At 37.7% G+C, this 25,117-nt stretch carries 20 protein-coding genes; 19 read left to right on the top strand and 1 reads right to left on the bottom strand.

The window, feature by feature from the left end; translation table 11 throughout:
- Nucleotides 1–105: 105 nt before the first annotated feature.
- The 17 genes from ACKTT9_RS33855 (at nt 106) to ACKTT9_RS33775 (ending at nt 19,446) form a co-directional block, all read left to right on the top strand.
- Entirely contained in the window at nt 106–2,052 is a 1,947-nt protein-coding gene (locus tag ACKTT9_RS33855; RefSeq protein WP_407869447.1) for a lasso peptide isopeptide bond-forming cyclase, read from the top strand.
- A gap of 16 nt (nt 2,053–2,068) precedes the next feature.
- Nucleotides 2,069–2,203, top strand: coding sequence for a paeninodin family lasso peptide (locus ACKTT9_RS33850; protein WP_157317924.1), 135 nt, complete (start codon nt 2,069–2,071; stop codon nt 2,201–2,203).
- 109 nt (nt 2,204–2,312) lie between these two features.
- Nucleotides 2,313–3,242: an HPr kinase/phosphorylase gene (locus ACKTT9_RS33845; protein WP_407869446.1), complete on the top strand. Its 930-nt coding sequence runs from the start codon at nt 2,313–2,315 to the stop codon at nt 3,240–3,242.
- 3 nt (nt 3,243–3,245) lie between these two features.
- Nucleotides 3,246–3,554, top strand: a complete 309-nt coding sequence (locus tag ACKTT9_RS33840; RefSeq protein ID WP_407869445.1) for a lasso peptide biosynthesis PqqD family chaperone — start codon at nt 3,246–3,248, stop codon at nt 3,552–3,554.
- Nucleotides 3,538–3,993, top strand: a complete 456-nt coding sequence (locus ACKTT9_RS33835) for a lasso peptide biosynthesis B2 protein (RefSeq protein WP_407869444.1) — start codon at nt 3,538–3,540, stop codon at nt 3,991–3,993. The genes ACKTT9_RS33840 and ACKTT9_RS33835 overlap by 17 nt, the downstream gene beginning before the upstream one ends.
- Nucleotides 3,994–4,013: 20 nt before the next feature.
- A complete protein-coding gene (locus tag ACKTT9_RS33830) occupies nt 4,014–5,186 on the top strand; it encodes a nucleotidyltransferase family protein (RefSeq protein WP_407873169.1) in 1,173 nt (390 codons plus the stop codon).
- On the top strand, nt 5,186–7,003 hold the full coding sequence (locus ACKTT9_RS33825) for an ABC transporter ATP-binding protein (protein ID WP_407869443.1): 1,818 nt from the start codon (nt 5,186–5,188) through the stop codon (nt 7,001–7,003). The genes ACKTT9_RS33830 and ACKTT9_RS33825 overlap by 1 nt, the downstream gene beginning before the upstream one ends.
- A gap of 190 nt (nt 7,004–7,193) precedes the next feature.
- Nucleotides 7,194–7,940, top strand: coding sequence for a glycosyltransferase family 32 protein (locus ACKTT9_RS33820; protein ID WP_407869442.1), 747 nt, complete (start codon nt 7,194–7,196; stop codon nt 7,938–7,940).
- A complete protein-coding gene (locus ACKTT9_RS33815; RefSeq protein ID WP_407869441.1) occupies nt 7,937–9,127 on the top strand; it encodes a glycosyltransferase in 1,191 nt (396 codons plus the stop codon). Before ACKTT9_RS33820 ends, ACKTT9_RS33815 begins: the two co-directional genes overlap by 4 nt.
- A gap of 2 nt (nt 9,128–9,129) precedes the next feature.
- Complete coding sequence (locus ACKTT9_RS33810; RefSeq protein WP_407869440.1) at nt 9,130–10,167, top strand: glycosyltransferase; 1,038 nt, start codon at nt 9,130–9,132, stop codon at nt 10,165–10,167.
- Nucleotides 10,168–10,179: 12 nt separating this feature from the next.
- A complete protein-coding gene (locus ACKTT9_RS33805; RefSeq protein ID WP_407869439.1) occupies nt 10,180–11,340 on the top strand; it encodes a polysaccharide pyruvyl transferase family protein in 1,161 nt (386 codons plus the stop codon).
- A gap of 13 nt (nt 11,341–11,353) precedes the next feature.
- Nucleotides 11,354–12,553 (top strand): glycosyltransferase, encoded by a 1,200-nt coding sequence (locus ACKTT9_RS33800; RefSeq protein WP_407869438.1) that lies wholly within the window; start codon nt 11,354–11,356, stop codon nt 12,551–12,553.
- Between the two features lie 4 nt (nt 12,554–12,557).
- Nucleotides 12,558–13,739 carry a glycosyltransferase gene (locus ACKTT9_RS33795; RefSeq protein ID WP_407869437.1) on the top strand — a complete coding sequence of 394 codons (1,182 nt, stop codon included), beginning with the start codon at nt 12,558–12,560 and terminating at the stop codon, nt 13,737–13,739.
- A 19-nt stretch (nt 13,740–13,758) separates the two neighbouring features.
- Complete coding sequence (locus tag ACKTT9_RS33790) at nt 13,759–14,946, top strand: glycoside hydrolase family 88 protein (RefSeq protein WP_407869436.1); 1,188 nt, start codon at nt 13,759–13,761, stop codon at nt 14,944–14,946.
- Nucleotides 14,947–14,951: 5 nt separating this feature from the next.
- Nucleotides 14,952–15,512, top strand: coding sequence for an acyltransferase (locus ACKTT9_RS33785; RefSeq protein ID WP_407869435.1), 561 nt, complete (start codon nt 14,952–14,954; stop codon nt 15,510–15,512).
- Nucleotides 15,509–17,059: a lipopolysaccharide biosynthesis protein gene (locus tag ACKTT9_RS33780; RefSeq protein ID WP_407869434.1), complete on the top strand. Its 1,551-nt coding sequence runs from the start codon at nt 15,509–15,511 to the stop codon at nt 17,057–17,059. The genes ACKTT9_RS33785 and ACKTT9_RS33780 overlap by 4 nt, the downstream gene beginning before the upstream one ends.
- A 275-nt stretch (nt 17,060–17,334) precedes the next feature.
- Nucleotides 17,335–19,446, top strand: coding sequence for a right-handed parallel beta-helix repeat-containing protein (locus ACKTT9_RS33775; RefSeq protein WP_407869433.1), 2,112 nt, complete (start codon nt 17,335–17,337; stop codon nt 19,444–19,446).
- Nucleotides 19,447–19,500: 54 nt separating this feature from the next.
- On the opposite strand, the gene ACKTT9_RS33770 is transcribed toward ACKTT9_RS33775, so the two are convergent.
- On the bottom strand, nt 19,501–21,906 hold the full coding sequence (locus ACKTT9_RS33770) for a right-handed parallel beta-helix repeat-containing protein (RefSeq protein WP_407869432.1): 2,406 nt from the start codon (nt 21,904–21,906) through the stop codon (nt 19,501–19,503).
- 483 nt (nt 21,907–22,389) lie between these two features.
- Between ACKTT9_RS33770 and ACKTT9_RS33765 the strand changes: the two genes are divergently transcribed.
- Both ACKTT9_RS33765 and galU read left to right on the top strand, forming a co-directional pair.
- Nucleotides 22,390–24,219 carry a polysaccharide biosynthesis protein gene (locus tag ACKTT9_RS33765; protein ID WP_407869431.1) on the top strand — a complete coding sequence of 610 codons (1,830 nt, stop codon included), beginning with the start codon at nt 22,390–22,392 and terminating at the stop codon, nt 24,217–24,219.
- 19 nt (nt 24,220–24,238) lie between these two features.
- Nucleotides 24,239–25,117, top strand: a complete 879-nt coding sequence (gene galU, locus ACKTT9_RS33760; RefSeq protein ID WP_315953872.1) for a UTP--glucose-1-phosphate uridylyltransferase GalU — start codon at nt 24,239–24,241, stop codon at nt 25,115–25,117.

Below are 25,117 nucleotides of genomic sequence, written 5' to 3'. Positions count from 1 at the left end.
GGGGAATTGAACAAGAATTATAAGGCATACGTTCACTCGGTCGTTCTTTAAAAAGAACGTCAACGCAGTGAAATATCAATTACTAATTGTACAGTGGGGTAGAAAATGAGTGCCATAGCCGGGATATTCCATTATGATCAGGAACCGATAAATACGGAACATGGTCATCGTATGATGTTCGATTTAGAGAAATATCCAGCTGACGATGTTCAGGTATGGCACCATGAGAAGATCTTCCTGGGCTGTCATGCACAGTGGATCACGCCAGAGTCGATTGGTGAGCGATTACCCTACTATGATCAGAATAGAAAATTAGCGATAACCGCTGATGCGATCATTGATAACCGAGATGAATTATTTGAGAAGCTTCAAATAGAGCGAGACCGGAGAGCTGGCATACCGGATAGTGAGCTGATTTTACTGGCCTATCACAAATGGGCCGAGGATGCTCCGAAGCATTTGATTGGCGATTTTGCCTTTATGATTTGGGATGAGAGGAAGCAAATGCTTTTTGGCGCCCGGGATTTTTCGGGGAGTCGGACGCTTTATTTTCACTCTAATGCAAAGCGGTTTGCGTTTTGTACGGCCATTGAGCCTTTGTTGACGCTACCCTATGTGAAGAAGGAACTGAACGAACAATGGCTGGCGGAATATTTGGCGATTTCTGCTGTGGTTGAAGCGGTAGATGCTTCAATAACACCGTATCAACATATTGATCAATTGTTACCGTCTCACAGCATTTCGATTACCGGCGGGCAAATAAAGCTTACTAGATATTGCACGCTAACTGCGGGAGAGCGGTTAAAGCTGAAATCAAATGATGAGTACGTAGAAGCTTTCCAAGATGTTTTTCGAACAGCTGTCCAATCGCGTCTACGGACGAATCGTGGGGTCGGTGCTCAATTAAGCGGCGGATTAGATTCTGGCTCCATTGTCAGTTTTGCTGCTAATTCTCTAAGCAAGAATGCCAAACGATTGCATACATTTAGCTATATTCCTCCTAAAGATTTTAAGGATTATACACCCAGGCATTTAATGGCGGATGAACGACCCTTTATTCAATCGACCGTGCAGCATGTGGGTGGCATTAACGATCATTACTTGGATCTTGAGGGTAAAAACTCGTATACAGAAATTGACGATTTTCTGGAAATAACGGAGCTTCCCTATAAATATTTCGAGAACTCCTTCTGGATTAAAGGGATATTTGAGAAAGCGCAGCAGGAAGGAATTGGCGTGTTATTAAGCGGCGCACGAGGGAATTTAAGCATATCCTGGGGATCCGCTTACGAGCATTACGCCCTACTTTTAAAAAAAATGAAGTGGGTTCGTCTTGTACAAGAGCTGCATCACTACAGTAGTAAAGTGGGAGGGCCAAGACTGCGGAGGCTTCCAGAAGTGGCTAGAGTAGCCTTTCCATTCATCGACCGAATATTTCCATCAGAGGATAAATCTTATATATTCCCAAGAATCATTAATCAGAATTTAGCTAAAAGAACGAATGTATTTAACAGACTAAAAGACTACGGTATAGATCAAACAGGTTGGTTTTCCTCTACTGCTAATCTGCATGAACTAAGGAGAAAGCATTTCAAGGATGTATTCCACTGGAATACGACAAACACATTAACGGCAAAGTTGTCATTACGTTACTCGCTATGGCAGCGTGATCCAACCAACGATTTACGGGTGATCCGGTTTTGCCTTTCTGTACCTGAAGAACAATATGTGCAAAACGGTGTTGATCGGTCTCTTATACGAAGATCTACAGAAAAGTTATTGCCGGATAAGGTCAGGTTAAATCTGCATTATCGAGGGGTTCAGGGTGCTGACTGGGTTCATCGGATGATTCCGCATTGGGATACATATAAAGCTGAGTTAAAACAACTCAGCAAGGATGATAGAATCTTGAGCTATTTAGATGGTGATGTGTTAAATGCTGCGTTGGCAAAGGTTGAAGCTGGGGCTATCCCGGAATATGCGACCGATGCTGATTATAAGATTTTAATGCGCAGTTTAATCCTATACCGATACATGAAAAAATTTGCTTGAAAGGAGGTGAATATATATGAAAAAAGAATGGCAAAAACCGGAATTAGAAGTGTTGAATGTAAACATGACAATGCTTGATCCTAAAAACGGGAATCACCTCGATCATAATTATCCGACAGGAACGCCTAAAGACCAATTAACATGGAGCTAAGATTAACTTAGCTTAAAAACTAACTAGATTTCTTACATATGTTAAAGCCCTTATACATCTAGACAGTATAGGGGCTTTAACATAATCATGGTAACAATGGAGTGAAATAATGTTAGAAGTCAAACAAAAACTTATCTATAAAGCCTTCGGGTTAACCATATTAAGCGATATGGATTTGCCGGAATTAATCAAAGTGAGTGAGCAGCAAGAAGTAGCGGATATTGAAATACGTATTGACCCGGATCTCACGCCATTATACTTTGATTTATCCGATGATCCCAATCAATTTCTAGTCAAAGAGAATTTAACGATGTTTCATATTCCTGAAATCGCAACGTTCTCTATTCAGGATGGGAAAAAAATCACGGTTTCACCGATGAAAGAAGCAGAAGAAGGCGAGATTCGACTTCTCGTTCTTGGAACATGCATGGGTGCTATCTTGATGCAGAGAAAAATATTTCCTCTGCACGGCAGTGCTTTAGCAATTAATGGTAAGGCTTACGCAATTGTTGGGGATTCAGGTGCGGGGAAGTCAACGCTAGCTTCAGCGTTCATAACTCGAGGATTTCAGCTTCTAAGTGATGATGTGATAGCAATCACGTTGTCACAGGATAACATTCCATACGTTACTCCATCCTATCCACAACAGAAGCTATGGCAAGATAGTCTTACCAAGTTTGGTCTGGTATCCAGTAATTATCAGTCTTTATATGGCAGAGTGGATAAATATTATATCCCGGTATCCACTAGCTACTGTACGGAATCCTTACCTCTCGCCGGCGTGATTGAACTTGTGAAAACAGCGAATGAAGATATAGAGATTCGTCTTATTGAAAAGCTCGAACGTTTCTATCCGCTATTTTATCATACCTATCGCAATTTCTTTATTCCTGGTCTAGGATTAGTCGATTGGCACTTTAAAACATCTGCGAGCATTTTGCATCATATTCAAATGTTTCAATTAAGTCGACCAGTATCCAGCTTTACAGCGCCTCAATTGGTTTCGACCATCCTGGGAACATTAAATTTGGGGGAATAAACCATGATGAATCATGAAACAATTTCACTGCAAGATTGTGTATGTCAAGGAAAAGGGAACATCGTCAGCGATATGGGCGGCGAAAAAGTCATGCTAAGTGTTCAGAACGGAAAGTATTACAATTTAGGAGAAATTGGCGGTAAAATATGGGATTCTATTGAAAATCCTATTTCCATTGGCCAGTTAGTTTCTACATTAATGAAGGAATATGATGTGGACCAAAACGAGTGCGAGCAGCATGTAATATCCTTCTTAGCACATATGGCAGGAGAAGGTTTGGTTCAAGTTGGAGCCGATGGGCATCGTGAATAAAGTTAGAAGTTTTTTCTCATTAGATGCGAAAACAATGCTTTTATTTATAGAAGCTTATATCTATTTGGGGTGGGCGCGTTTGCTACTCTTTCTTCCTTTTTCTAGGGTCGCACCTTCGTTAGGCGCTCAGATGGAGGAAACAACGAATAGCCAAACCTTACCTAACAAGGCCACATTAAGCAGAGTTCACGATGCGATTCAGATTATGAGTCAACATACGTTCTGGGAGAGTAAATGTCTCGTTAAGGCTATAGCTGCTTTAAAAATGCTTGAAAAACGTCAAATTGAAAGCACACTTTATCTTGGGACCGGCAGAGACGAGTCTGGCAAAATGGTAGCTCACGCTTGGCTCCGCAGCGGTCCCTATTATATAACCGGAGCAGATGGCATGGAACGATACGCGGTTGTAGGTAAATTTGCAAAATATATCAGTCGGTAGATAATGAAGGAGCAGAAATGATGGACAATAATGTTCGCTTGGATTCGGCGCCTTTTTCTGATGAATTGAATTTATTGCTATCCATCATGAGAGAGGATCAGATAGAAATAACGAATATCGATTGGGATAAATTCTTGGCACTCGGAAGACATCATCGGGTTTACTCCATTCTTTTTAACCATCTCAGGAAAACAGATGAAGTGGGGATTCCACTGAAAGTCAAGCAAGCTCTGAAAAAAGACTTTGAAAGTAACACCTTCAATATGCTGCGCTTGAGCGCACAGATGGAAGAACTTTGTAAGCAGTTCTCCGAAACGGATATCCGCGCTATCGTCTTGAAGGGACCCGTACTTGCAGCTGATCTTTATGGCGATGTATCCCTTCGAACATCACGCGACTTAGACATCCTGATTCCCATACATGATTTGAACAAAGCAGAGGAATTGCTCAAAGGATACGGCTACGTGAAAGAAGAGGAATACAAGACGATACTGAATGATTGGAAATGGAGACATCATCATGTCACCTATATCCACGAAATAACGAGAGTTACCCTCGAGGTGCATTGGAGATTAGGCCCAGGTCCTGGGAAAGAGCCTGCTTTCGATGAATTGTGGGAACGGAAACGGATAAGTACGATTACGAGTAATCCTGTCTATTACTTAGGGAGAGAGGATTTATTTCTATTTCTTGCTGCACATGGGGCTCGCCATGGATGGTCCCGTCTTCGTTGGTTGGCCGATATCGATCGGATTTCCAGGCAAAACTTGGACTTCCCTAAGCTTTACAAACTGTTGAAGGAATTCAGACTGCTCCACATTGGTGCACAAGCGCTTATTTTGGCTAAACAGCTTCTTCATACTCCGTTAACCATGGATCTGGAATCAATTACTGCATCCAAGAATGCTAAACAATTAGCAAATGACGCCCTATTCTATATTGGGCAAATGATTAATCTTCATACGCCTCCTTTACCGGAGCATGTGGCTAATTATCATAAACGTCATTTATTTTCACTGATGCCGACTCCACATAAGATCCTTTTCGTCATGAGTTTCTTTTATCCATACCCGGAAGATGCCGAGACACTGCCTTTACCTAAGCCATTGCAGTTCCTCTACTTCCCTTTACGTCCTGTCTTGTGGGCATGGAGAAAAACATGGAAGCGTAACTTGTCACAGGGAGAAGTGTAATGGAACATCTCTTATATTTTATCAAACAGTTGCATGGCTACGCGGGTAAAATTTTATATGTGAACCTTCTGGCTATGATGCTTATCAGTTTCCTTGACGGCATGGGGATCTTTTTATTGCTCCCATTGCTCGGCATCAGCGGTATCATGGACATAAATACGGGATGGAGCTCCCATCTAGGCATCATTAAATTACTGAATGAGCTACCTAAGTCAGTCTCGCTGATCATCATCGTAGGTGCGTATATTGCACTGATAACAGGTCAAAGTTTGATTCAGCGGAATCTCAACCTTAGAGATATCAAAATCCACACCGGATTTATTAATCACGTCAGATTAGAGACATACAACGCCTTACTTCAAGCGAACTGGGATTTTTTCATTAAAAAAAGAAAATCAGATCTTATTAACTCGTTGACTGGAGAGTTGGGGCATGTAACAACGGGATCCTATGTTTTTATGCAGTTCTTGACATCGATTATATTTACTTTGATTCAAGTAGGGATTGCCTTATGGTTATCCGTCAAATTGACCGTCTTTGTCCTATGCTGCGGACTAGTTGTAGCGTTCTTTTCTCGCACATTTATTAAAAAAGCAAACAAGATTGGAAATCAGTCTTTGGAGATCGGGAGAAGTTATATTGGCGGAATCACGGATCACTTCAATGGAATCAAGGACATTAAAAGCAATATGCTAGAGGAGTCACGCCGTAACTGGATGATAGATTGGTGTCAACAATTCGCCCGGGAACGATTCGCAGCTGCTAAAATTAGTGCGAATTCCCAGCTGTACTACAAGGTTTCGTCCTCTCTAATCATTGCTGTTTTTATTTACGCTTCCGTTATGCTCTTCCATACACAAGGACAGCAGCTGATGTTAATTATCCTCGTGTTTTTTAGACTTTGGCCTCGATTTCAAGGTGTTCAGACGAATCTCGAACAAATCGCCACGGCAATTCCTGCTTTTAAATCCTTGAAGGCATTACAAAATGAATGTCGAGCATCCAGGGAAGTTAAAGAAGAGAACCGTGACTTTAATTATGTGAAACCACTTCATATTGAGGATTACCTCGAATGCCGTGATGTGTCTTTTCGATATAATCGCAATGAAGAGGTTCGTTCACTCCAAGATATTAACTTGCGAATTTACGCCAATCAAATGACAGCAGTCGTTGGTAGATCCGGCGCAGGCAAAAGTACTTTAATTGATATCCTGATGGGATTGCTGCAGCCCGAGAAAGGGCAGGTCCTTGTGGATGGAGTTCCTCTTACAGGAACGAATTTATTATCTTTGAGAAAATCGATCAGTTATGTCCCCCAGGATCCGTTCCTTTTTAATGGAAATATACGTGAAAACCTGCTAATGATCGCTCCGGATGCCACAGAAGAGCAGCTCTGGGATGCCTTAGAGTTCGCCGCATCGGCTGAATTTGTCAGGAAGCTTCCTCAAGGGCTGGATACACTCATTGGAGACAGAGGCATCCGATTGTCCGGTGGAGAAAGACAACGACTTGTTTTAGCGCGAGCCATATTACGCAAACCTTCCATCCTAATTTTGGATGAGGCGACCAGTTCGTTAGACACAGAGAATGAGACGAAGATTCAAGAGGCGCTGGATCGGCTTCAAGGCAAGCTGACCATTATTGTCATCGCTCATCGATTGTCAACAATACGAAATGCTAATCAAGTTATTGTCATGGATCAAGGGATAATCGTTCAAAGTGGCGGATTTAACAAATTAGCGGAAGAAAAAAATGGGCTGTTCGCAAAATTTCTACGGAATCAATTGACAGACTTGCAAACGACGGCTGCGACGTAAATCTAAAATTAATAATCCGGATCATTGACATGTTCTTTATTAAGAACTACAATTGATATGAAAGACATGTCAGTAAACATTTCACTTCTTTAAGGCTTTAATTATTCACGCGTAATAGTTCACTATAAAGAACGAATGAGATCCCAGTAGTAAGCTCTGGAATATTTATATGATCTAGGGGGCAATGTCCTTGAATAATAAAAGCAACAGGATTCCAAAGATTATCCATTATTGCTGGTTTGGCAAAAACGAGCGGCCAGAAATCGTTAAAAAGTGCATAGCCAGTTGGCATAACCATTTAACTGACTATCAATTCATAGAGTGGAATGAAAGCAACTTTGATGTCAACAGAAATGTCTATGTGAAACAAGCTTATGAAGCAGGTAAATTTGCATTCGTTAGCGACTATGCGAGGGTGTTTGCACTATATCACTTCGGCGGCATCTACTTAGACACGGATGTTGAAGTGTTCAAATCCTTTGACGACCTACTGCATCATGAGTCATTCTGGGGATTTGAGCAGGAGAATTTTATTGCAACGAGTACGATCGGGGCTGCGAAAGAAAATAAGCTGATCAAAGTTTTTATGAATTCCTATCAGGATAAGAACTTCATTCGGGAAGATGGCTCCTTTGATTCATTAACCAACGTTGCCTTGATAACGAGGATGTTAGGAGACTGGGGAGTTAAGCCCAATGGCCTCTATCAAGAGATAAGCGAGGTTGGGACTTTTTATCCCCAAACGTATTTTTCCCCCTATGATTACATTAACTGCAGAACATTTATGTCCAATAACACTTATGCCATGCATCATTTTTATAAAAGCTGGTTGCCGCCTAAAGCACGGTTTAAAGGTCAGATGAAATGGATGCTGGCCAAAGTAATTGGTGGCAACAATATCGCAAGAATGAGGGAAGCTCTCAGGAGGATCCAATGAAGAATATATTAATTGCATCCTTCGATATGGAAGTAGGGGGAGTAGAGAGAAGTCTGGTCAGCATGCTTGATCAGTTTGACTATAACTCGCATGAGATTGATTTAATGCTCTACAAACATCAAGGTGAGTTTATGAATTTAATTAATGATAAAACTAATTTATTAAGTGAAGTCCCGCAGTACACCACTTTTAGAAAGTCAATTGGAGAGACCTTTCAAGATAAGCATTACACGATTGGCATATCAAGAGTCTTATCCAAATTACACGCGGAAATGTTTAGACGAATCAGGCGGGTGGCTGAGCCGGGATATTATCAAATGCAATTGATGTGGAAATACGCGCTGCCCTATTTACCTCAAGTTGAGAAAGAATATGACGTGGCAATCAGTTATTTATGGCCTCATTATTTTATAGCCCATAAGATTAAGGCAAAGAAGAAGATAGCCTGGATTCATACCGATTACTCCAATGTAGAAACAAACGTACAGATGGATCTGGAAATGTGGAGAGAATTTGATCACATTGTAGCAGTCTCGGATGCATGTAAAGAGTCGTTTTTATCCAAATATGGGGAATTAGAAAATAAGGTAATCGTTATAGAAAACATTACCTCTCCAGACTTTATTAAAGTTATGGCTGATAAAGAATCAGCTGAACCTATGATGAATGACCAAAGATTTAAATTAATGACCGTAGCTAGACTATCACATGCCAAAGGGATTGATAATGCTGTTAAGGCTTTAAAGCTTTTAAAAGATAGAGGCTACAAGGATATTGCATGGTACGTTGTTGGCTACGGCGGGGACGAGGCAGCGATAAGGGAGTTAATTGAAAATAATGGATTAGAGGACCAATTTTTCCTATTAGGCAAGAAAACAAATCCTTACCCGTACATAAAAGCTTGTGATCTGTATGTCCAGCCATCCAGGTATGAAGGAAAGGCAGTCACCGTAACGGAAGCGAAAATTTTAGGTAAGCCTATCTTGATTACGAATTATGCTACCGCGAAGAGTCAGGTCGAGGATGGTATTGATGGGGTTATCTGTGATCTTAATATAGAAGGAATAGCAGCTGGAATAGAGCGGCTCTACAAAAAATATGAGCTAAGAAACAAATTAATTAACCATATTACGAATCAAGACTACAGTAACACGTACGAATTAGAAAAGCTGTATGGGGTGATGTAGACATGAATATTAAAGTAAGTGTAATCATACCTGTTTACAATGCTGAAAACTATTTAAAATCTTGCTTGGATTCTCTTTTTAGTCAGTCATTACAAGAGTGTGAGTTTATTTTTGTTAATGATGGATCCAGAGATCAAAGCGGGAAAATTATTGAAAGCTATGCGAAGCACGATTCCAGGATAAAATTGTTTCATCAAGAGAACAAAGGAGTAAGTATGGCTCGAAATAAGGGGCTAGAGGAAGCTGCTGGTGAATATATCGGATTTGTTGATGCAGATGATGATATTGAAGAGGACATGTATGCGACATTGTTTAAATCAGCTCATGAAGGTGACTATGACGTCGTTATTTCGAATTTTGAAAGCGAGATTGAAGGGCGGAAGGTTACAACAAGGTATCCTTTTCCAACCAATACCATGCTTTCAAGGGAATACATTGAGCAGAACATAGTACCTTTCTTCTTACAGTCTGATCAATTAAATACAGCATGGAACAAGCTTTATAAACGCCAAGCAATCATTGACTTCCAAGCAAAGTTTCCGGAGAAAGTTGCATTAGGTGAGGATGGCATGTTTAATTTGCAATTTTTTAGCCGTGCAGGCAGTGCAATGTATATTGATTATACAGGCTATCATTACCGTGAAGTGGCGGGAAGTGCGACTAGAAACATTTTGGAAAAGGACTATTTCAAAAGAGCATTGGAAGTATACACACTCGCCATGCCAGAAGCGCTTTTGAGAGTTGTGAATCCATTAAGGCATAAGCAACTAAAATCGATCAAATTAATTCATAGTGTAATGTCTTATGTTTATGTATATCTAAATGCATCAAAAGAGTTAAATTTCAGCAAAAGACTTGGCTATGTGAGTGATATGATAAATAACCCTTATGTAAGAGAAGCCTTACCATTTTACTACAATGAAGTCTATGGGACTTTAAGTAGGTATGAAAAATTTGTCGTGAATATGATTCGAAGGAAATCAACCATAGGATTATACTGCGCCACGACTTACAGCCGAATAAGAAATAAATCGAGTTAAGGAGATCAGAACATGAAGATTATGATGTTTGCTCATGATGGCAGTTTGAATAGAGGTTGTGAGGCAATTGTTCGCGCTTCAACTACTATTATTAAAGAGAAAATGAAAGGAGCCAAAGTATTTTTAGCCTCGGGGAAACCGGAGACGGATCGTATCATTTCCAAAATAGATGGGATTTATGACGGATCACCTCGTGCTATTAAGAGATATTCGTATGACTGGCTTCTCTCATCAGTTAACGTAAAGCTTTTTAACAATGAATCGTATGCACTTGGAAAAATACACAATAACATCGTTAAGCATATTCCTCAAATGGATATTTGCCTTTCCATTGGTGGGGATAATTATTGTTATGGTGAACAACCTGGCTGGTATGAAATTAACAAAAGAGTAAAAGCACAAGGCAAAAAGCTAGTCCTATGGGGATGTTCGATAGGTCATGAAGATATGTCAGACCGGAAATTAGAAGACTTAAAGTTGTTTGATCTCATTCTTGCTAGAGAAACGTTGACGTATCAGATGTTAAAAAGCAAGGGTTTGAATAACGTCAAATTATGTGCAGACGCCGCTTTCACAATGGAGAAGGAAGAGCTGGATCTGCCTAGTGGGTGGCAATCTGGAAACACTGTCGGTCTTAACTTTAGTCCTTTGGTGTGGAAGAAAAATGAAAAATCTCAAACGGCAGTCAAAGACCTCATTACCCATATCCTAAAAACAACTGATATGACCATAGCTCTTACTCCTCATGTAATTGAAAATGGAAATAATGATCATGAAATTCTTCAGAAGTACTATGAGGAGTTTCGGCATACAGGCCGGGTGATTTTATTGCCGAGTCATCTAAATGCCATTCAGTACAAGGGTTATATATCAAGAATGAGATTTTTTATTGGAGCTAGAACACATGCAACAATAGCAGCTTATTCTAACTTTGTACCAACGATGGTTCTAGGATACAGCGTGAAGTCCAAGGGCATAGCCAAGGATATTTTTGGAGAAGAAAAGTTGGTCTTAGGCATCGAAGAAATATCGAATAGCCTACGTTTAATTTCTAAATTCGATGAGATGGTTAGAGAAGAAGAAACAATCAGAGAGACTTTGCAAGTGTCTATTCCTCGTATCAAACAAATGTCCTATAAAGCTGTTGAGTATTTAGACCAACTAGTTCAATAAAATGAGGTATACAATGAAAAAAAAATTACTCTTTGTTATGCCTAGTCTAAGCGCAGGTGGCGGGGAAAAAAGTTTGGTCACTCTACTAAACAGAATTGACTTCAAGGTCTATGAGGTAGATTTGTTTCTATTATCTCACGAAGGGATATTTATGGAGTTTATTCCGAGTGAGGTACGCCTTTTACCGTTACCGGAAACCTATCATTTATTTTCATTACCTTTGTTGCACTCAGTCAAGGGATTTTTGCTTAGAGGCAATGGTGGGTTAGCCTTTAATAGATTGATGTTCTCTATAAAGAATAGATTCCCGGGAAATATAGCAAAAAAAGAACAATATAGCTGGAAACATATTTCAAAATCGTTAGAGCACTTACAAGATAAGTATTATGCTGCTATTGGGTTCCTAGAAAAAACCTCTACATACTTTTGTGTGGATAAAGTGGTCGCCGCGGATCGAAAAATAGGTTGGGTTCATATTGACTATGATCAGCTAGGAATGGATTCGCGGTTCGATAATGATTATTTTGAAAAGTTGGATCATATTGTTACCGTCTCGGAAGAATGTGCTCATATTCTTGAGAAGCGCTTTCCTAAACAAAAGAATAAAGTAGAAGTTATATACAATATAGTATCTCCATCAATCATTAATAAAATGGCAACACCAGATGCCCTAGATGTATATGAAAAGCAAGGAGACGAAATAATCATTCTTTCCATTGGCCGATTACATTATCAAAAGAACTTTGATTTGGCAGTTGAGTCTTGCAAGTTATTGGTAGATCGTGGTTACAAGATACAATGGAATATCATTGGGGATGGTGAAGAAAAGGAAAGGCTTATGAAGCTAATCGAAGAAAACCATCTCGAGAACAATTTTAAGCTACTAGGCTTAAAGTCAAATCCTTATCCTTATATCAAGCAAGCTGATATTTATGCACAAACATCAAGGTTTGAAGGGAAGTCTATAGCTATTGATGAAGCCAAAATATTGAACAAACCAATTATTGTTACAAATTTCAGCACAGCTAAGGATCAAGTAAATGATGAAATCGATGGATTAATTGTAGATATGGATGCTATTGCAATGGCAGACGGGATTGAAAAGTTAATTAAGGATAGTCATCTTAGAAAAAGACTAACCACTAATCTTGCGAATTTGCAATTGGGTACAGAAGAAGAAATCGAAAAATTATACGATATCATAAATAGGTGATGTTATGAAAAAAAAGGTGCTTTTTGTAATGAACAATTTATGGTGTGGTGGGGCCGAAAAAGCACTCATTTCATTATTGGAGACCATAGACTACTCGAAATACGATGTCGATCTATTTTTACTTAAACATGAAGGGCTCTTTCTGAATAACATTCCAAAGCAAGTGAACCTGTTAGAAGAACCATCAGAATATAAGTATTATGATATGCCTATTAAAACGGCAGTATTAGACTGCATTAAAAATGGAAAATTGGATGTTGCTCTTTATAGAATCCTAGCTGGTGCCATTTATAAGAGTGAAAAAAATAAGATTCGATGTGAACAGCGAGTCTGGAAATACATATCGAAATCATTAAAAGATATAAATATGAAATATGAAGTTGCTATCGGATACCTTGAAAAAAATCCGATTTATTTTTGTATAGATAAAGTCAACGCTGATAATAGAATTGGCTTTATTCATAATGATTATGACAAATTAGGCATGGATCCTACTCTGGATCAGCCTTATTTCGATAAGTTGAATCATTTGGTTACCGTATCAGAAGAATGTGGCAACATTCTGAAAAGAAGGTTTCCGATGCACAGCCACAAAGTAGATGTGATGCATAATATTGTATCTCCAACTGCTATTCATAAATTATCAAACGAACAGATAGCTATGAATGATACCGAGATTAAATTAGTATCTGTTGGAAGATTAAATTACCAAAAGGGCTTCGAGCTTGCAATTGATTCGTGCAAAATGCTTGTCCAGGCCGGATATTCTGTGAAATGGTATATCATTGGCGAGGGAGAGGAAAGAATTAAGCTCGAAATAATGATAAAAGAGCAGGGGTTGGAAGGAATTTTCATACTCTTAGGCATTAAGGAAAATCCTTATCCTTACATAAAAGAAGCGGATATTTATGTTCAAACATCCCGATTTGAAGGGAAATCAATTGCCATCGATGAAGCCAAGATTCTACAGAAGCCGATTGTTGTAACTAATTTTAACACGGCTAAAGATCAAATTAGTAATCTTGAAAATGGGATCATTGTAGATATGACCGCTGAATCTATAAGTGAGGGAATTAAAACATTGATTGATAATGAGGACTTGAGACATCAATTTAAATTTAATTTATCTAATGAACATTTAGGCACTGAGGATGAAATCCATAAGCTTTATGCGCTGTTTAATTGATTGGAAGGGACAGAAAACAATGATTCTTCAAATAATAGGACTTTTATTCTTAGGGATAGTTGGAATCGTTATATTAATTGATATAATTCCTATTTTTATGGATTGGTTAAGTCGAATTCATATCGGAAGATTTCAAGAAAAACAGGTATGGAATAAGTCCATAACTAATGTAGGAATAAAATGGTTACAATCGACTCCCAAGATAAAAGTGACAGATCAGACAAGATTAGTTGCCATCGATATGCTACAAGGGAACTATACCAAAAATGCCATTCAATATTGGCAAGAAGCCTCTCTATTATTAGGATTGGCTGGGTATGTAAAGAATAATCCGGATAAAGAAATTAAACAAGGAATCATTAGGTTCTTGGATTCAAAATTCAATCAACAAGGTGATTGGATAAATAGACCAAAGCATGTAGATGCGGCTATACTTGCTTACGCTGTTATGAAGTTAGATTTTGTCGACATAGATCGCTATAAGGCTGCGCTCGACTCTACATGGGAATTAATTCGAGAGCATATTGGTGAAGAGGGCTCTGTTACCTATCGAAAATTCATGAAGGATTATAGGTATGTGGATACTATCGGATTTATTTGCCCTTTTCTGGTTGCATACGGTATTCGATATGGTCATGAAGAATGTATAGAGTTGGCTGTAAAACAAATAAGAACCTATGAAGAACACGGTATGCTTGAAGGATATTATATTCCAAGCCATGCCTACCAAATAAATAGCAAAGTACCTCTTGGATTGTTTGGGTGGGGAAGAGGCCTCGGTTGGTTTGCCATAGGTCTCATAGATGCTTGGAATGAACTACCCCAAGAACATGTGTATAAAGGTGTTTTAGAAACAAGTGTCAAAAGATTCGCAAAAGCTGCTATTCAATTTCAACAAGATCAAGGTAATTGGAATTGGACTGTAACTAGGGGAGAGAGTAGACCAGACTCCTCAACAACAGCTACATTAGGATGGTTCATGCTCAATGCTTCTCAGATCACAGAAATATCTGAAGAATGTTTAGTCAGCGCGAAGAAAGCTACCAACTATTTGATGAAGGTTACAAGAAGGAATGGGGCAGTTGATTTCTCTCAAGGAGATACGAAAGATATAGGTGTATATTCGATGTTGTTTAATATACTTCCTTTTACTCAAGGATTTTGTATTAGAATGATGAACTCCCAAATAAGCTACAAGGTAGTGTGATTAAGATGATGAATAGAATATTTAACTTCGTTCGGGCCAGGCTTAAAAAGTATATTCTAGAGGAGATTTGGTTAGAGGATTATATAAAAATGGGAATGAAAATAGGAGAAAATTGTTCCATTCAACCTGGAGTAATCTTTGATTACTCTCACTGTTGGTTAATTAAAATAGGAAACAATGTGACTATAGCTCCTCAAGCCTACCTGCTCACGCATGATGCTAGCACTAAAAGTATTACTAATTATACGAAGTTAGGAAGCATTACAATTGAAGATAATGTATTTATTGGTGCAAGAGCGCTCATTATGCCTGGAGTTACAATCGGTAAGAATTCTATTGTAGGTGCAGGGAGTATTGTAACTAAATCGATACCATCTGATAGCGTTGCCGTTGGAAACCCTGCAAAAGTAGTTGCTACAGTTCAGGAGTATTTAAATAAAACTAACCATTTAATAGAAAAAAGTCATACGTATGATCATAGTTATACGATTAAAGGAAAGATTTCCGCTAATAATAAGGATAAAATGTATCAAGAATTAATGAACGAGATGGGATTTGTAGTATGAGAACAAAAAATTCTATTATCAATATTTCTTTTGGACTAGGTAATCAGCTTATTATTACGTTCTTGAGCTTTTTTTCCCGAACGGTTTTTATTCATACGCTTGGGGTGGAATACTTAGGCATTAACGGGCTATTTACAAACATCTTAGCAATGCTTTCGTTAGCTGAGGCTGGAATTGGTTCTAGCATTATTTATAATCTATACAAGCCTGTCGCGGATAATGATAAAGAAAAGATCATAATGTTTATGAAATTATATAAAAAGGCGTATCTAGCCATAGCATTAATTGTCTTAATGTTAGGGCTATCTATAATGCCTTTCCTTTCATATTTTGTAAAAGATACAAAGGTTGAGCATATTCATCTGATCTATCTCGTTTTTTTAGTGAATACGGTTACACCTTATTTGTTTCAACATAAAAATTCTTTCCTGAATGTGAACCAAAAAGGATATATTGTGACAGGATTGTTTTCAATATCATCCATTCTATCCATGTGTTTGAAAATTGGTATTCTTTATGCGACTAAAAACTTTTTATTATATTTAATTATTGATAGTATTATAACAATCATAAACAATGTTATTTTATCGATAATTGCTAATAAGTTATTCCCGTTCTTAAAGGAGAAAATAGCAAAGAACATCGATGCTTTGACCAAGAGTAAGCTGATCAAAAATATAAAGGCAATTATCTTGCAAAACATTGGTTCCTACCTGGTATTTGGTACTGATAATATTATTATTTCTTATTATGTAAGTGTGGCGGCTGTTGGGTTATACTCCAATTATTACATGCTTATTGAAATTTGCAGAACTTTTATTAATCAAATATTTAATAATATTTATCATAGTGTAGGTAATTTAGTGGCTAAAGAAAGCAAAGAGAAAGTATATTCTGTATATAAGGTTACGATGTTTCTTAATTTCTGGTTATATTCCATGTTTGCAATTATTCTATTTGTAACTCTGGAACCATTTATAACCTTATGGATCGGCCCAGAGTTTCTTATGGATAAATTGATATTAGTTGTATTAGTGGTTACCTTCTATGAAAGAGGAATGAGAAACTCAATCACAACAGTGAAGACAACAGCGGGAATATTTCATGAGGACAGGTATGTTCCATTGTTTCAAGCTGCAGTCAATCTTGTATTCTCTATAATTTTGGTTCAATCCATTGGGATTGCTGGTGTATTTATCGGTACGTTAATAAGTGCAATGATTGTTCCTTTCTGGACGACACCATACTTTGTATATAAGAAAGTATTCCAAAAACCACTAATTGGATATTTCCTTCATTATTTTTACTATGCAGGAGTTGGAGTTGGCACTTGCCTAATCACGTACTACGCATCTCATTTTTTTGTTGCAAATACGATAATTACGCTAGTGATGAAGGGGCTTACATGTTTGCTCCTGCCTAACTTCATTTACATACTCCTATTTCATAAAAGTGACGAGTTTAAATATTTAATGGGAATAGTCAAAAGTATAATATCTAGATTGCAGCAAAAATTTATGCCTAAAGGTAGAACTGAAACCTATTAACTTACTAGATAATTACTATATCATTGTTCTTAATAAAGAATATTTCGAAATTTAGACTTAATTGAACTTCCTGATTATTTCCAAATTTTTGTATAATAGAAGAAGGAAGTCGCTTTGTGTCGTTTCTATTTCTATAAAAACAGAGGGGGTTATAAATTATCTTAGTTTGTAAATAATGAAAATTAGTTAAACCGCTTCAAGGATTCTTAATAACAGTTTTGGGTTTAAGATAATCTTATAAGGAGTGAAATTTTAAAATGTGTAGGGTTGTTTTTATGGCATTGTCAGCTTTCATGCTTTTCTTCTTAACGTGGCCTGGTGCTTCAGAAGCACAGACCACGTTTTCTGTGTCTAATCAAGAGCGTGTGTATGAGCTAGATTTAAAAAAGTGGAGTATCTATAATGATAATTCTCATGCGGCTGAAACAACAGACGGAATAAATAATGCACTTATATGGGCTCATGAGCAAGGATATACTGTTTTCAGAGTTCCCGCAGGAACGTATCGCATAGCGAAAGGAACCAATGGACAATGGGACCCTCGCGGACGCATCAACATGGTCAGTGACATGACATTTTGGCTTGATGATAAGGCTGTAATTCAAAAAGAAACAAATGCTTATGCAGATTATTCGACATTGTTAGTTAACGTTGGTGTCAAGAATGTAATCATTAAGGGTGGTACATACCGCGGCGACAGGGACACTCATGATTACTCGAGTGGAGGCACTCACGAGAGTGGATATGGGATTATTACAAAAGGTTCTTACAATGTAATTATTGATGGTGTAAAGACTTTAAATTTTACAGGAGACGGGCTTTGTGTAGGCGGCGGAAATGGTACTATGCAGGATCTGTATGCGAAGGATTTTGAAACTGGGGGGATTGACGACAACGGAAAACTTATATCTGATCAGACAAAAGTCAGAAGCAAGTCGAGTTGGAAACTTACGCATCCTTCGTATGAGTTAACACACGCTGTTATCATTGACAATGCGCAGTATCTTTCAAGTGAGTTTGATATTTTCTTTTACAAGGCTGATGGCACGCTCATATCTAAAGCAAAACATCAAAGTCAAGGAGAGTATATTTCTATTCCTCCCGGGAGCGACTCCATTAGGCTTGCTTTTAAAGGGACTATTCAAAAAGGACAATATTTAGAGATATGGAACAGGGTACAGTCGACTAATGTTACTGTTCAGAATTCGGAATCTTCTTTTAACCGCAGACAAGGATTGACCATAGGTGGCGGTAAAAATATTTTGGTGCAAAACAACAAGTTTCATGATATAGGTGGCAAAAGTGGAACTGCTCCAATGGCAGGAATTGATGTTGAGGGAGGCGCAGGAGATAACGGATATATCAATGAAGACGTAACTATAAAAAATAATGAATTTTATAATAATAGCAGATACGATGTTATTTTCTACGATGGAAATGATGGGACGCTAGAAGGTAATCAGTTAGCTTCTGTTGGAGCGATTGGCTTAGCAGTGTCAGCCCCGTTTACAGGTGCTACAATAAAAAATAATAATTTTGAAGGTACAAGTATTTATGCAGCTCATGATGTGACGTTTATTGGAAATACGATGACTGATTCACTAACGCATTTTGAAGGCCCCAATATCAATATTAAAGGGATGACTGTAACAAATACGAACTTTGCTATCAGCAGCTCGGTTCCATTTGGTGTAAACGCTTCAGATGTAGTTATTAATATAACAAAGAGGACTTCAAATGCTGGCTTATCGATATGGCAAAATCCTGTTCATTTGACTAATATCACAATCAATGGAGCCCCCTCATTAAGATCAGTTTCAGGTGGCAAGGTTGAAGGAAATATTATTGATAATCTAATAGTTAATGATTACAATTCAACCTACGGATTGGATTTGCCGCCGGGGACTTACAACAATTGTGTATTTAAAGGGCCTAATGATGGAGGGAAAGCAGTACCAAGTGTAGGGCAATCTGGAGAATATATATTCAATAATTGCTCATTCACTGGATATGGCGGACTTAGTGCTGGGAATCCGAACTTGGATCTTACAGTTACGAATTCAACATTTTATACGACTGGAAATACAGCTGCCATTTCTGTAAATTCAGCTAAAAAGGTCACAATTGAAAATAACGTGATCGTTGCGAATGGGATTACTACAAAAACAACAGAAATTATTAAAATGAATGATTACTGGCAAAAAGACAAGCCATACGATATTTTATCGGCATCCATTAGAAGTAATAAAATCACCTCCAATATTGAAGCGATTGGGATATCTACGATATATGCTGGAGTTGGAGCACCTGCATTCACAATTGACGGTAATATTTTGGAAAATGCAAATTTTAGTTTAAAGGCCAACGATATTAACGATAACAATTAAACAAATGAAAAGGGAAGACGGGGGATTTCCCAATCTTCCCTTTTCTGATTGCAATTAGAGGCTAATGTTATCGATCATTCTAGTATTCGAGTTAGTGTCTGCTGTAACATTTTTGAATATACATCTTGCAATTGTCATGGATTTATCACGTGTGAGCCAGTGAAAATTGAGTTTTGTATCTTCAAGATAGCTAGTACTGATGACAGCCATGTTGACATTATCAGCTTTACCGATACTTGAAGTGATAAAAGTGCTGCGATTGTTTGTTACGTTTCCATTAAAGTTTATGCCTACATTTTGAAATGTACAGTTATCGACAACTAATTTTCTTGTATAGCGCGCATCATTCGTTCCGAGAGAAATATCTCCACCAAGAATTCCGGTTTTACTTCTGGTAAAGGAACTATTGATTAAATTACACCCTTCGAAGTTAGCTCCACCTTCAATAAGGGTAATGCCATCTATCTGTATGGGTCTACCTACGTAATTAGCAAGGGGGCGAATATCAATTTCATAGTTTTTAACAGTAACATTTCTAATGAGTCCACCTGTCAGAATCAGTTGGAAATTGGGGGATAACGTATTGTCGTTTCTCCAATCCCGTTCCACAACAATATCTGAAATATAACATCTGCCGTAATTAAATCTGCTTATGTTGAACCCAGTTATCCCACTGTCTGTTATCGCTACAGGAGTACCGTTTAGTGTTTCTGATACTTGAAAACTATTTGTTTTAACATTTAAAGTGTAGTAGAGTTTATCCACACTGATGCCAGTAGGGACTTTACCAACCCACTGTTCAAAAGAAATCTTTGCACCGTTTCCCATTCCGTGCGGCGAACTATAAGTGAACGTGCTTGAAGGAACATCGACCGTGGGAGTGCCAAAATATCCATATACACTTGAGCCGTAAAAAAATCCATTCTTTATTTGACAATTCATAATTACTGCTCCAGCAATATCCGCAATTTTAACATTACCGTTATAGCAAACTGCGCCATTTAAGAAATTATCTCCTTTAACAACAAGTTCACAACCAATCATAGTATTATTAAGATATTTAACATACATATTGTTGGGATAAGAACTTATTCCACCGATATTATACCCTTCAAAAGTGTTGCTTTCTAAAACTACATTAATACCATCCGCATTCACTACGTGTCCGCGGCTATTGTTATAAATATAGTTATCTCTAATATAAATTCTGGTGTTAAGCTCAAATCCTGCTTGATTTAATTCAGGTCGCCAGGTAGGTATGTTTGTTTCTGACCACATGGACTCAATGTCGATCCCAAACATAGGTGCAGTTCCATCTTCTGTTACTCCGTCATCAGCCTTCCCAATATGATGTATTTTATTTTTAATAATGCTTATATCGTTTGATGCTCCAAGAGAAATACCTTGCCGTCTACAATGATGAAGATCACAACTATGAATATAAATATTTGAACCCATCTGGTCTTGAGTATAATCAGCTGGATTAGTTTTATATTCCAACCAACCTGTTGAAATAGCATCACCGGTACAGTAGTTTATTTCAATATTCTCTAATTCAATATCAAATGAACCTTTTATTTCTATTCCTTGTCCCCATTCATGGGTGTAACCCTGACTATCGATTTTTGCATTGATCTGAGCAATTTGAGTGTCACTTAATGGTGTTGATGTAATATCAATTACAAATAACATTTTGTTAACACTATCAATATCTGCAAACCAACCACGTCCTGTTGGAGCCGCAGGAGCGAATTGTCCATTTGTTCTATATCCAACTAAAGAATTACTAGAAATTGAGTCTTTATATTGGTAGAAATTATATCCTGTAGCGCTTACACCGCTGATACTCCATAATCTAAAAGATTTAAGTAAGCCCGGGTTTAAATATCTATCTATTACTTCGCTGCGAATAAAATTAGGGTTGCTATTTAGTGAACCATCGGAATTAACTCCGCCTCTTATGAACTTTACACCTATTTGATATACATGAGTTTTTTTATCCCCAATTATTTTTCCGCCAGAAATTTTTGCATGTTTCACATTTGTGACATCAAAGATTCTGTACCAAGGAGAGGAATTTGTTTCTATTTGCACCGTACAACCATCAGCCATTTCAAAATGCAAATCACTTTGCATGTAAATGCATGAAAATGAAGTACTATCCATTTTTAATGTATATGTTCCTTTTGGTAAAATAATATGACTAAATCCTTGGGATTTTGCCCAAGTTAATGCATCATTAATACCTTGAGTTGTAGTGGTAGACTCAGTTCCATCATTTTTGATGTTCCATCTGTTCAAATCTATCACAAATGGATTCGAGGTAACACTCGCCACAGAAGGTTTCTTTGGAATCCAGCTTGATTGAGTACTGTCATAAGTCAACACGTCATTGTTCATAGGAAGAGTGGCTGTTAAATTTGTGTCATCTAGATCCCTAAGATTAACTTTTATCATCATAATCACCTCAATCTACTTTTATAGTAGTGTATGATTTACTAGATGAAATAGTTCCGAATGAAGTAATAACAATCGCTAAATATTTATCGTTGACACGTTCTTTATAAAGAACTACAATTGGGTTAATACATAGATGGAATGGAAAAAGGAAAAAAAATTTAGATTAATGTTCTTTATAAAGAATTATATATAATAAAATCGTTCTTTATAATATTTTTTGAGTAACTGAATGATTTTGTGTTCTTTATAAAGAAAATATTATTAGGAAAATAAGGGCAAATATAATGTTCGGTGATGCCTCCTTACCGTTATCAAAGGAGGCACTCGGCCATGCTGTGGGTTGAAATAGACCTTAGACGCGAGTCGTCGAAAGTGTGGCGCGAGGAAGGGTTAGATGCCCTAGAAAAAAATAAAGTGTTTAATTATACGGTCTTTTTTCAAAAGGCCATATACTTAAGTACTTTATTGAAAGGGTGAATTATATTGTCATACCGTCAAAGATTATCATTGCTAATCATTGCGGACTCTTTTATTGTCATAACGTCTATTTTCTTCAGCCGATTTTTATTGAGTGCAGATTTTAATGTTATAACTACGCCGCTAGTAATAAGTTCAATTACTTTGCTGCTCAGTCATCATTTATTTTCTTTGATGTATAAACTCTACAAAAAGGCTTGGGAGCATGCTAGCGTAGGCGAATTGTTGATTATTTTCAAGGCGGTTACTATATCCATCATTACTGCTGCTTGTATGCAACAAATCATTGTTCAAGATATTTATTTTAGGTTGCTTGCCGTAACTTGGATGCTGCACATTTTGCTTATCGGTGGCTCTCGGTTCTGTTGGCGATTAATTAGAGGTACTTTTACCAGTAAAGCACAGGATAAAAAACAGACACTTATTATTGGAGCAGGTTCAGCGGGTACTATGGTTGCAAGACAACTAATAAAAAATAGTGATGCAGAGCTACTGCCTGTTGCATTTATTGATGATAATGTCAAAATTCATAATCTTGATATTTTGGGGCTGCCAGTAATCGGTGGCGTTAATCGGATTAAGAAAGCAGTTATAGAATTAAATATAGAGAACATTATTATTGCTATTCCTTCTCTTGGTAAAAAGGAGTTAAACACGATTGTTCAGGAATGTGCAAAGACGAATGCCAAAACACAAACACTACCTATGCTAGAGGATCTAATAACAGGGAAGCTATCGGTCAATCAATTTCAGGATGTACAGGTTGAAGATTTATTAGGTCGAGAGCCAGTTGAGTTAGATATTGAAAGTATATCTGGATTTATAACGGATAAGGTGGTTTTGGTAACCGGCGCAGGTGGGTCAATTGGCTCGGAGATTTGTAGGCAAATCACGAAATTCAACCCTAAACAACTTATTTTGCTGGGACATGGAGAGAACAGTATCTACTCCATTGAAATGGAACTGAAAGACAGCTCTTTACATACGCAGATTGAATTTACTACAGAGATTGCTGATATACAAGATGCCCCAAAGATGATGTTAATTATGAATAAATATCATCCCGATGTTGTTTATCACGCTGCTGCACATAAGCATGTCCCATTAATGGAGCGTAACCCTGAAGAAGCAATAAAGAACAATGTAATCGGAACGATGAACGTTGCAAAGGCAGCGAGTAAGAATGGGGTAGATACATTTGTTATGATCTCGACTGATAAAGCCGTGAATCCAACAAGTGTAATGGGGGCTACCAAAAGAATGGCGGAAATGATTATTCAAGATATGGATAGAAATAGTGAAACGAAATTTGTTGCGGTACGATTCGGCAATGTACTAGGAAGCAGGGGAAGCGTAATCCCTCGTTTTAAGCAGCAAATTGAAAAAGGTGGACCAGTTTCTGTTACTCATCCAGATATGATTCGTTATTTCATGACGATTCCTGAGGCTTCAAGGTTGGTCATTCAGGCTGGAGCCTTAGCTAAAGGTGGCGAGATTTTCGTCTTAGACATGGGAGAACCAGTAAAGATTGTTGATTTAGCAATAAATTTAATTAAGCTTTCTGGAAATTCAATTGAAGAGATCGGAATAGAATTTACAGGTATGAGGCCAGGAGAGAAATTATACGAAGAGTTGTTGAAAGCTGACGAGGTCGGTGAACAACAAGTTTATCCGAAAATTTATATTGGTAAAACAGCGGATCTTTATGTGGAAGAAATTTTAGAAATTATCTCGACCTTTGCATCGCTTGATAAGGCAAGCATAAGGGAACAATTATTAAATTTAACTAATGGAAATGTGATACCGATTTCGAAGAAACTAATTTCAATTGTTTAACAAGAAGGAGAATCCGACAATGAAAGTAAGAAAAGCAATTATCCCAGCAGCTGGGCTCGGAACGAGATTTCTTCCAGCAACTAAGGCAATGCCTAAAGAAATGTTACCAATTGTTGATAAACCAACGATTCAATACATTGTAGAAGAAGCGATTGAATCAGGGATCGAAGATATTATCATCGTAACCGGAAAAGGGAAAAGAGCTATCGAGGATCATTTTGATAATTCCTTTGAACTCGAGCAAAACTTATTGGAGAAACGGAAGTTCGATTTATTGAGTGAAGTCCAAAAAACATCAAGCATGGTTGATATTCATTACATTCGTCAAAAAGAACCTAGGGGTCTAGGCCATGCAATTTGGTGCGCGCGCAAGTTCATTGGAAATGAACCGTTTGCGGTATTGTTAGGCGATGATATTGTACGTGCTGATAAACCTTGTTTGCAACAAATGATGGAACAATATGAATACCATAATGCTTCAATTATTGGTGTGAAGCACGTTACAGACGACGAGATATCCAGATATGGAATTGTCGACGGTTTTGAAATCAAGGAACGTTTACATAGTATTAATACTTTAGTAGAGAAACCGAAAAAAGAGGAAGCACCATCAAATCTCGCAATCATGGGACGTTATATTCTTACCCCAAAAATCTTTGAAATTCTAAATAATCAAGGACCTGGAGCTGGTGGAGAAATTCAGCTCACTGATGCAATTGCTTTGTTGAACCGATATGAGTCAGTGTATGCATATGAGTTTAACGGTACAAGATTTGATGTTGGAGAAAAAATGGGATTTATACAAACTACGATCGATTACGCCTTGCAACGTGAGGATTTAAGATACGAGTTATTGAAGTATCTTACGCTAGTCTTGGAAAAAGAACTAATTAAATAG

It is taken from the genome of Paenibacillus sp. P36, assembly GCF_045866505.1.
In the GTDB taxonomy this organism is placed as follows: Bacteria; Bacillota; Bacilli; order Paenibacillales; family NBRC-103111; genus Paenibacillus_E; species Paenibacillus_E chondroitinus.
This window is presented reverse-complemented; position numbering and strand designations above follow the sequence as displayed.

What these genes read in the sequence shown, in the direction of transcription:
- ACKTT9_RS33855 (WP_407869447.1), top strand. Translation starts at nt 106, where the DNA reads ATGAGTGCCATAGCCGGGATATTCCATTATGATCAGGAACCGATAAAT.
- ACKTT9_RS33850 (WP_157317924.1), top strand. Translation starts at nt 2,069, where the DNA reads ATGAAAAAAGAATGGCAAAAACCGGAATTAGAAGTGTTGAATGTAAAC.
- ACKTT9_RS33845 (WP_407869446.1), top strand. Translation starts at nt 2,313, where the DNA reads ATGTTAGAAGTCAAACAAAAACTTATCTATAAAGCCTTCGGGTTAACC.
- ACKTT9_RS33840 (WP_407869445.1), top strand. Translation starts at nt 3,246, where the DNA reads ATGATGAATCATGAAACAATTTCACTGCAAGATTGTGTATGTCAAGGA.
- ACKTT9_RS33835 (WP_407869444.1), top strand. Translation starts at nt 3,538, where the DNA reads ATGGGCATCGTGAATAAAGTTAGAAGTTTTTTCTCATTAGATGCGAAA.
- ACKTT9_RS33830 (WP_407873169.1), top strand. Translation starts at nt 4,014, where the DNA reads ATGGACAATAATGTTCGCTTGGATTCGGCGCCTTTTTCTGATGAATTG.
- ACKTT9_RS33825 (WP_407869443.1), top strand. Translation starts at nt 5,186, where the DNA reads ATGGAACATCTCTTATATTTTATCAAACAGTTGCATGGCTACGCGGGT.
- ACKTT9_RS33815 (WP_407869441.1), top strand. Translation starts at nt 7,937, where the DNA reads ATGAAGAATATATTAATTGCATCCTTCGATATGGAAGTAGGGGGAGTA.
- ACKTT9_RS33810 (WP_407869440.1), top strand. Translation starts at nt 9,130, where the DNA reads ATGAATATTAAAGTAAGTGTAATCATACCTGTTTACAATGCTGAAAAC.
- ACKTT9_RS33805 (WP_407869439.1), top strand. Translation starts at nt 10,180, where the DNA reads ATGAAGATTATGATGTTTGCTCATGATGGCAGTTTGAATAGAGGTTGT.
- ACKTT9_RS33800 (WP_407869438.1), top strand. Translation starts at nt 11,354, where the DNA reads ATGAAAAAAAAATTACTCTTTGTTATGCCTAGTCTAAGCGCAGGTGGC.
- ACKTT9_RS33795 (WP_407869437.1), top strand. Translation starts at nt 12,558, where the DNA reads ATGAAAAAAAAGGTGCTTTTTGTAATGAACAATTTATGGTGTGGTGGG.
- ACKTT9_RS33790 (WP_407869436.1), top strand. Translation starts at nt 13,759, where the DNA reads ATGATTCTTCAAATAATAGGACTTTTATTCTTAGGGATAGTTGGAATC.
- ACKTT9_RS33785 (WP_407869435.1), top strand. Translation starts at nt 14,952, where the DNA reads ATGATGAATAGAATATTTAACTTCGTTCGGGCCAGGCTTAAAAAGTAT.
- ACKTT9_RS33780 (WP_407869434.1), top strand. Translation starts at nt 15,509, where the DNA reads ATGAGAACAAAAAATTCTATTATCAATATTTCTTTTGGACTAGGTAAT.
- ACKTT9_RS33775 (WP_407869433.1), top strand. Translation starts at nt 17,335, where the DNA reads ATGGCATTGTCAGCTTTCATGCTTTTCTTCTTAACGTGGCCTGGTGCT.
- ACKTT9_RS33770 (WP_407869432.1), bottom strand. Translation starts at nt 21,906, where the DNA reads ATGATGATAAAAGTTAATCTTAGGGATCTAGATGACACAAATTTAACA.
- galU (WP_315953872.1), top strand. Translation starts at nt 24,239, where the DNA reads ATGAAAGTAAGAAAAGCAATTATCCCAGCAGCTGGGCTCGGAACGAGA.